The sequence below is a fragment of the Bradyrhizobium sp. NBAIM01 genome, from assembly GCF_020194115.1.
Lineage (GTDB): Bacteria > Pseudomonadota > Alphaproteobacteria > Rhizobiales > Xanthobacteraceae > Bradyrhizobium > Bradyrhizobium yuanmingense.
On sequence record NZ_JADYVU010000011.1, the window covers coordinates 155,517 to 163,611 of the forward strand.

The 8,095-nt window shown below is 66.9% G+C and carries 8 protein-coding genes; 3 read left to right on the top strand and 5 right to left on the bottom strand.

All coding sequences use genetic code 11. The features are described 5' to 3' along the window. Window positions 1-97 precede the first annotated feature (97 nt). Complete coding sequence (locus I6F31_RS28500; RefSeq protein ID WP_051056860.1) at window positions 98-1,330, top strand: penicillin-binding protein activator; 1,233 nt, start codon at window positions 98-100, stop codon at window positions 1,328-1,330. Between the two features lie 100 nt (window positions 1,331-1,430). On the opposite strand, the gene hemW is transcribed toward I6F31_RS28500, so the two are convergent. From hemW to rph, 3 genes are read right to left on the bottom strand one after another with little or no spacing between them, the layout of a single operon-like run. Continuing rightward, entirely contained in the window at window positions 1,431-2,588 is a 1,158-nt protein-coding gene (hemW, locus tag I6F31_RS28505) for a radical SAM family heme chaperone HemW (protein ID WP_036024335.1), read from the bottom strand. Next, entirely contained in the window at window positions 2,575-3,210 is a 636-nt protein-coding gene (rdgB, locus tag I6F31_RS28510) for an RdgB/HAM1 family non-canonical purine NTP pyrophosphatase (RefSeq protein WP_057030547.1), read from the bottom strand. Before rdgB ends, hemW begins: the two co-directional genes overlap by 14 nt. Before the next feature lie 11 nt (window positions 3,211-3,221). Beyond that, complete coding sequence (rph, locus tag I6F31_RS28515) at window positions 3,222-3,935, bottom strand: ribonuclease PH (protein WP_036024340.1); 714 nt, start codon at window positions 3,933-3,935, stop codon at window positions 3,222-3,224. Window positions 3,936-4,103: 168 nt separating this feature from the next. Here rph and hrcA point away from each other — a divergent pair, with 168 nt between their 5' ends. After that, a complete protein-coding gene (gene hrcA / locus I6F31_RS28520) occupies window positions 4,104-5,192 on the top strand; it encodes a heat-inducible transcriptional repressor HrcA (RefSeq protein ID WP_036003234.1) in 1,089 nt (362 codons plus the stop codon). 94 nt (window positions 5,193-5,286) lie between these two features. Further along, window positions 5,287-5,904 (top strand): nucleotide exchange factor GrpE, encoded by a 618-nt coding sequence (grpE, locus tag I6F31_RS28525; protein ID WP_036003237.1) that lies wholly within the window; start codon window positions 5,287-5,289, stop codon window positions 5,902-5,904. Between the two features lie 152 nt (window positions 5,905-6,056). Here the strand turns inward: grpE and pncA are convergent, their stop codons facing one another. Next, window positions 6,057-6,779 carry a bifunctional nicotinamidase/pyrazinamidase gene (pncA, locus tag I6F31_RS28530; RefSeq protein ID WP_036003240.1) on the bottom strand — a complete coding sequence of 241 codons (723 nt, stop codon included), beginning with the start codon at window positions 6,777-6,779 and terminating at the stop codon, window positions 6,057-6,059. Window positions 6,780-7,009: 230 nt separating this feature from the next. Beyond that, window positions 7,010-7,951 carry a hypothetical protein gene (locus tag I6F31_RS28535; RefSeq protein ID WP_225186467.1) on the bottom strand — a complete coding sequence of 314 codons (942 nt, stop codon included), beginning with the start codon at window positions 7,949-7,951 and terminating at the stop codon, window positions 7,010-7,012. Window positions 7,952-8,095: the final 144 nt, after the last annotated feature.

Sequence of the window (8,095 nt, forward strand, 5' to 3'; positions counted from 1 at the left end):
TAACTATTTGCCGACACACTGCCTGAATCCGCGGCCCCCCGTCGCGGAAAGCAATGTCGTGATCAGCCGGCGACGGCGGGTCGGAAGAGAAGCTGCCATGGTCGGCCCGCGTCATCCAAAGTCTCACCTTCCGGGATCCCCATCGCCAGGGGCGACCCGGCGGACTGCGCTCGGCCTGTTGCTCGGCGCGCCCGTGCTGTCGGCCTGCGCCGGCGTGCAGCAAAGCCTCAGCCAGTTCTCCAACCCGTTCTCGAGCTCCGCGCCGCCGGCCCAGCCGGCAGGACCGCAGCAGCAGGCGACGACCGCCGGCACCGGCGGCGTGAAGGTCGGCCTGATCCTGCCGCTCTCCGCGGCCGGCAATGCCGGGCTCGCCGCGCAATCGATGCGCAACGCCGCCGAGATGGCGCTGGCCGAGTTCCAGAACCCGAACATCCAGCTCCTGATCAAGGACGACAATGGCAGCCCGCAAGGCGCGCAGGCCGGCGCGCAGCAGGCGGTCGACGAGGGTGCCGAGATCATCCTCGGGCCGCTGTTCGCGCAATCGGTGCCGGCGGTGGCGCAGGTCGCGCGCACGCGCGGCATTTCCGTCATCGCCTTCTCGACCGATTCCAGCATCGCCGGACGCGGCGTCTATCTGCTCTCGTTCCTGCCGGAGTCCGACGTCAACCGCATCGTCGAATATTCCGCCGGCATCGGAAAGCGCTCCGTCGCGGTGCTGGTGCCCGACAACGCCTATGGCAATGTCGTCGAGGCCGCGGTGAAGGCGGCGGTGCCGCGGCGCGGCGGGCGCATCGTTGCGTTCGAGAAATACGGTGCCGATCGCGCCACGCCCGCGCGCACCGTGGCGCAGCAGCTCGGCAGTGCGGACGCGCTATTCATTGCCGATGACGGCGATGCCGTCGTGTCAGTGGCGGATGCGATGACGGCCGCGGGCGCGAACCTGCGCAACATCCAGCTGCTCGGCACCGGCCTGTGGGACAATCCGCGCGTCTATGCCAGCGCCGCGCTGCAGGGCGGCCTTTACGCCGCGCCCGATCCGGCCGGCTTCCGCGCCTTCTCCGGCCGCTACCGCACGAAATACGGCGCCGAGCCGATCCGCACCGCGACCCTTTCCTATGACGCGGTCGCGCTCGTTGCCGCGCTGGCGCGCACGCAAGGCGGCCAGCGCTTCTCCTCCGACGTGCTCACCAACCCCTCAGGCTTCGCCGGCATCGACGGCCTGTTCCGCTTCCGTGCTGATGGCACGAATGAACGCGGACTTGCCGTGATGAAGGTGACGCAAGGCGGCGGCGTTGCGGTGGCGGGCTCGCCGAAGAGCTTTGGGGCGTAATGGTTTCGTAGCCCGGATGGAGCGCAGCGCAATCCGGGTTCTGTCCACGCGGTGAGACCGTCCCGGATTGCGCTACGCTCCATCCGGGCTACGAGATCCGCTAAGCCGCCAAATCCGCGACCACGGCATCCAGCACCGGAAAACCGCTGCTGGTCACGCGCAGCCGTCCCGTCGCATCCACGGTGATCGCGCCTTCCTCGCGCAAGAGCGCGATGCGGCGGGGGTCGAGCGGGCGGCCGGCGAGGGCCTTGTAGCGCTCGGGATCGATGCCTTCGGCGAGACGCAAACCCATCAGCAGGAATTCGTCGGCGCGCTCCTCGCTGTTGAGGAGCTCGTCGCTGACGACACCGTCGCCGTTGGTCTCGACCCGCATCAGCCAGGCCTCGGGACGCTTCTCGGTGGCGGTGGCGTGGCGCACGCCGTCGATGTCGAGACGGCCATGTGCGCCCGGGCCGATGCCGGCATATTCCTCGCCGCGCCAGTACACCAGATTGTGCCGGCATTCGGCGCCGCGCCGCGCGTGATTGGAGATCTCGTAGGCGGGCAGCCCGAGCTTGTCGCAGGTCTCCTGCGTGACGTCGTAGAGCGCGCGGGCGACCGCTTCGTCCGGCGTCTTCAGCTTGCCGGCCTGGTGCAGGCCGAAGAAGGGCGTGCCTTCCTCGATCGTCAATTGATAGAGCGACAGATGCTCGGCCGCTTCATCGATGGCGTGCCGCAGCTCGCCCGCCCACATCGCCGGCGTCTGGTCGGGGCGGGCGTAGATCAGGTCGAACGAATAGCGGTCGAACGCGCGGCGCGCGATGGCGACGGCATCGAGCGCTTCGCGCGCGCTGTGCATGCGGCCGAGCGCCTTGAGCGAGGCGTCGTCGAGCGCCTGCACGCCGAGCGAGACGCGGTTGACGCCGGCGATGCGATAACCGGCAAAGCGCGTGGCTTCGACGCTGGTCGGGTTGGCTTCCAGCGTCACCTCGACGTCGCCTGCGACGGTCCAGTGCTTGCCGATCGCGTCTAACACCGCGCCGACGGTGGCGGGCTGCATCAGTGACGGCGTACCGCCGCCGAGGAAGATCGAGGTGACCTCGCGGCCGGGCGCGCGCTCGGCGGTCGTTGCGATCTCGCGCGCAAAGGCGGCGGCGAAGCGCGTCTCGTCGATCGCGGCATGGCGGACATGGCTGTTGAAGTCGCAATAGGGGCACTTCGACAGGCAGAACGGCCAGTGCACATAGACGCCAAACGCATCCTTGTTAGCGCGGCTCAAGGCAGATCTCCGCCAGTTTCCGAAAAGCGCGGGCGCGGTGCGACAGGCCGAGGCCAAGCGGCGGCAGGCCGTGCTTCTCGATGCTGGTCATCTCGCCGAAGGTGCGGATGTGCCCGTCCGGCAGGAACATCGGGTCGTAGCCGAAGCCGGCCGTGCCGCGCGGTGGCCAGATCAGCGTGCCGTCGACGCGCGCCTCGACCTCCTCGCGATGATCGTCGGGCCAGGCCACGCAAAGCGCGGAGACGAAGTGGGCCTTGCGCTTGTCCGGCGTGGTGGCGCCGCGCTCCTGCAGCAGGCGCTCGATCTGCGCCATCGCCGCGTTGAAATCCTTGGTCGGGCCGGCCCAGCGCGCGCTGTAGATTCCCGGCGCGCCATCGAGCGCATCGACCACGATGCCGGAATCGTCGGCGAAGGAGGGCAGCTTGGTCGCCTCCGCCGCGGCGATCGCCTTGATCGCGGCGTTGCTGCGGAAATCGTTGCCGGTTTCCTCGGGCTCGTCTAGGCCGAGCTCGCCGGCCGACACCGCCTCGATCCCGTACGGCGCGAGCAGCTCCCTCATCTCGGCGAGCTTGCCGGGATTGTGGGTGGCGATGACGAGCTTGTCGGTGATTCGGCGGTGCATGGGCCTATTGACTACGCCACGGCCAGTTTCTGCAAGTCCACCAGACGCGCAATGCCCTTCTGCGCCAGGGCGATCAGTTTCAGGAACTCGTCCTGCGTGAACGGCTCGCGTTCCGCGGTGCCCTGCACCTCGATGATGCGGCCATCGCCGGTCATGACGAAATTGGCGTCGGTCTCGGCTTCCGAATCCTCGGCATAGTCGAGATCGAGCACCGGCGTGCCGTTGTAGATGCCGCAGGAGATCGCGGCGACGTTGTCGCGCATCACGTTGGCCTTCACCATGTTGCGCGCCTTCATCCAGTTGAGGCAATCGGCAAGCGCGACCCAGGCGCCAGTGATCGAGGCCGTGCGCGTGCCGCCGTCGGCCTGGAGCACGTCGCAATCGACCGTGATCTGGCGCTCGCCAAGAGCTTCGAGATCGACGATGGTGCGAAGCGAGCGGCCGATCAGGCGCTGGATCTCGACGGTGCGGCCGCTCTGCTTGCCGGCGGAGGCCTCGCGGCGGGTGCGTTCGGAGGTCGCGCGCGGCAGCATGCCGTATTCGGCGGTGACCCAGCCGCGGCCCTGCCCCTTCAGCCACGGCGGCAGGCGATCCTCCAGTGTGGCGGTGACCAGCACATGGGTGTCGCCGAATTTAACGAGGCACGAGCCTTCCGCATATTTGACCACGCCGCGCTCCAGCGTCACGGGGCGCAATTCGTCGGGCGCACGGCGGCTTGGCCGCATGGGAAATCTCCAAAACTCACGGGAATAGGCTGTTCGCGGTGCTTGTAGGTGGGGCGGGGGTGGGCGGCAAGGGCTTATTCACCCCCTGACCGTCGGCCTGCAAACGCCACGCTTGTCAGACGCGGCCCGGATGGACAAATTATAAGGATCCGAGAGGAGTTACCGTCTGTGGCCCATCACGATCCGATCCATCTGATCGCGCCGCGCGCAGGCCTTGCCCAGCTCAACGAGCGTTCCCGCGACATCTTTCGTCAAATTGTCGAAAGCTATCTCGCGACCGGTGAGCCGGTCGGCTCGCGCAACATTTCCCGCCTGATTGCGATGCCGCTGTCGCCGGCATCTGTGCGCAACGTCATGGCCGATCTGGAACAGCTCGGCCTGATCTATGCCCCGCACACCTCCGCCGGCCGGCTGCCGACGGAACTGGGCCTGCGCTTCTTCGTCGATGCCCTGATGCAGGTCGGCGACCTCAACGAGGCCGAGCGGCAGGCGATCCAGAGCCAGCTCTCGTCCGTCGGCGAGGCGCAATCGGTCGAGGCGGCGCTGGACCAGGCCTTGATGCGGCTCTCCGGCCTGACCCGGGCCGCCGCCGTCGTGCTGACGCCGAAATCCAATGCGCGGCTGAAGCACATCGAATTCGTCCGCCTGGAACCGGAAAAAGCGCTGGTGATCCTGGTCGGCGAAGACGGCCAGGTTGAAAACCGCGTGTTGACGCTGCCGCCCGGAGTTCCCTCTTCGGCGCTGACAGAGGCCGGCAATTTCCTCAATGCGCGGATCCGCGGCCGGACCTTGGCCGAAGCGCGGCTCGAGCTCGAGACCGCACTCGGCGAGGCCCGTGCCGAGCTCGATCAGCTGACACAGAAAGTGATCTCGGCCGGCATTGCCAGCTGGTCCGGCGGCGAGAGCGAGGACCGTCAGCTCATCGTCCGCGGCCACGCCAATCTGCTCGAAGATCTGCACGCGCTGGAGGATCTGGAGCGGGTTCGCCTGTTGTTCGACGACCTCGAGACCAAGCGCGGCGTGATCGATCTGCTCGGCCGGGCCGAGACCGCCGAAGGCGTGCGCATCTTCATCGGCAGTGAGAACAAGCTGTTCTCGCTGTCGGGGTCCTCCACCATCATCTCGCCCTATCGGGATGCCGCCGGCCACATCGTCGGCGTTCTCGGCGTGATCGGCCCGACGCGGCTGAATTATGCCCGCGTGATCCCGACCGTGGACTACGCCGCCCGCATCGTCAGCCGCCTGTTGGGGGGCTGACCGGCCTTTCTGCAGATCACGGGCGCTTGATTTTCGCGGGCTTAAGCACGATATCCGGGCAAACATCCCTGAAACGAGTTCGAGATCAGAGCCGATGACCGAGCAAGACCGGCAACCCCAAGACACGACTGCAGCGACCGGCGAGCCCGTGGTGTCGAAACCCTACATCATGCCCGACGATCCCGAGCCGGGTTCGGTCGAAACCCTGCAAAAGGAAGCGGCTGAAGCGCGCGACCGCATGCTGCGGACGCTGGCCGAGATGGAGAATTTGCGCAAGCGCACCGCAAAGGAAGTCGCCGACGCCCGCCTCTACGGCATCACCGGCTTCGCGCGCGACGTGCTCGACATCGCCGACAATCTCCAGCGCGCACTCGATGCCGTTCCGGCGGAGGCGCGTGCTGCGGCCGATCCCGGCCTGGTCTCGTTGATCGAGGGCGTCGAGCTCACGGAGCGCGCGCTGCTCAACGCGCTGGAAAAACACGGCGTGAAGAAGCTCGATCCTCAGGGCCAGAAGTTCGACCCGAACTTCCACCAGGCAATGTACGAAGTGCCTGACGCGTCGGTGCCGTCGGGCACCGTGGTGCAGATCATGCAGGCCGGCTACACCATCGGTGACCGCGTGCTGCGCCCGGCGCTGGTCGGCGTCGCCAAGGGCGGCGCGAAGACTGCGCCCGCGGCGAACAACAACGAATCGAGCAGCGCGGCGAACTGAGTGTTGGCGTCATTCCGGGGCTCGACGAAGTCGAGAACCCGGAATCCATTGAACAGCAGAGACAACCGCACAATGGATTCTCAGGTGCGCAAATTGCGCACCATAGCTCGCGCTGAAGCGCGCCCCGGAATGACGGAAGGATAGCGCGCCGCCTACGCGCTCACCGCGATATCCGCAGACTGAATCCGCTTCACGCCCGCCTTGGCCATGTCGGCCCAGGCCTTGGCGAGCGAGCCCTGCGTGTCGATGCCGCGGCAGGCGTCTTCCACCACATAGACCTCGAAGCCCGCCTTGCGCCCGTCGAGCGCGGTCCAGGCGACGCAGAAGTCTGTCGCAAGACCAGCGACGAAGACGCGCTTGATCTTGCGGCCCCTCAGGTAGCCGGCGAGCCCGGTCGAGGTCTTGCCGTCGGCCTCGAGGAAGGCCGAATAGCTGTCGACGTTCTTGTGAAATCCCTTGCGGATGATGAGCTCGGCGTGCGGGATCGACAGGTCCTTCGACAGCGCCGCGCCCTCGGTGCCCTGCACGCAATGGTCCGGCCACAGCACCTGCTTGCCGTAGGGCAGGTCGACCGTTTCGAACGGCTTCTTGCCGGAATGAACCGACGCAAACGAAACGTGGCCCGGCGTGTGCCAGTCCTGCGTCAGCACCACATTCGCAAATGCCTTCGAGATCTTGTTGATGACCGGCACCACCTGCTCGCCTTCCTTCACGGCGAGGCTCCCGCCGGGCAGGAAGCAGTTCTGCACGTCGATCACGAGCAGCGCGGACGCTTCGTCCGGCTTGATCGGTGCGGCCGCGAACAGCGCGCTTGGCGCGAGCGTCGCCAGCGCCGTCGTTCCAAGCATTGCCAAGACCTGTCGCCGAACCAGCATGTCTACCTCCCCTCCAGGATGATCCAACGGGAGGAAGCCTAGTTCCGTTCGTATACGAACAGAAGCCTGAAAATGCAGCGGGTTCTGTCCAGCGCGTGGGCTGACAAAGCCCATAGCGCCGTCATCCCGGGGCGCGCAAAGCGCGAACCCGGGATCCATAACCACAGGGAGAAGTTGGGCGAAGGTTCTTCGTGAAACTGCGACCAACCACGATTAGCGCCGGCTTCGCCCTACCCCTTCGGCTGAATCCCGTCGCGTACGGTGCGGAAGCGGGTGAAGGCGGCTTGCCATTGGTCGCGCGGGGCGCTGGCGATGATGCGCAATGATGCGCCGCCGCTCGAGAAGCGGATCCACTGCACCACCGTCACCGGGACCTTGTCCTTGCCGCTGACGCCGTCGATCCGGGTCTCGAAGCCTTGCTGGCCGTTGATGCGGATCGGCTCGGACATGGTGATGCGCGACTCGCGCACGCCGGGAATCTGGAGCGCCGCCTCCTGGGCGAAGCGGGCGCGGTCGTCGGCGGCTTGCGGGGTGGCGCCGATCAGGCCGAGGATCATGAACGGCCTCGCCTCGTAGCCCACGCTCTCATCGCCGTCGGCCAGGATGATGCTCGAGCCCGGTGCCAGGGTCTTGATGTCCTTGAAGTCGGCGAGATCGGTGATCTTGAACGGCAGCAGCGCGATCTGCTCTTCGGCCGAGACCTGCCTGCGGGTGGTGGCGCTCGCGAACATCTGTCGCACCGCCTCGTCCGTGTAGATCTTGGTCGCATTCTCCGGGATCTGTACCGCGACATAGCCGGAGAAGCCGGCGCCGGGCACGATCATCGAATAGCGCTTCACCGGGGTATCGCCGGCCTTGCCGCTTTCGGTGGTGAAATAGGCAAGGCCAGCGGGGGTCTCGACCTTGTCCTGCTTGACGCCGCCGGTCCCGCCGGGATTGGAATTGAAGGCGCTCACGACCTCGCCATAGGCGGCCGGCGGCAGCTCGGTGACCAGCACCTTGACGTTGCCGTCCTCGCTCTCGAAGCCCGGAAAGGTCTTGGCCGTGCTGAGGCCGATCAACGGCACCATGCCGAGACGCAAGCCGGGTGGGAAAACGACGTCGGCGGCGAAGGCCGGAAGCGCTGTTACGGCGAGGAGGGCGAGCGCGGCGAGGGGGCGGGTCAGCTTCATGGCCACTCTGATTGGTTCACATTGAGGCCGTTCGATGGTCGGCCACCGGGCCGCTTTGTCGCGCGAAGCAGCTGCGCTGGCTGTGCGGTCGGTCCGCCTTTTAGCCGGTTTGGCCTCGCCGCAACAGGGCGGGCGGGCTTGCGG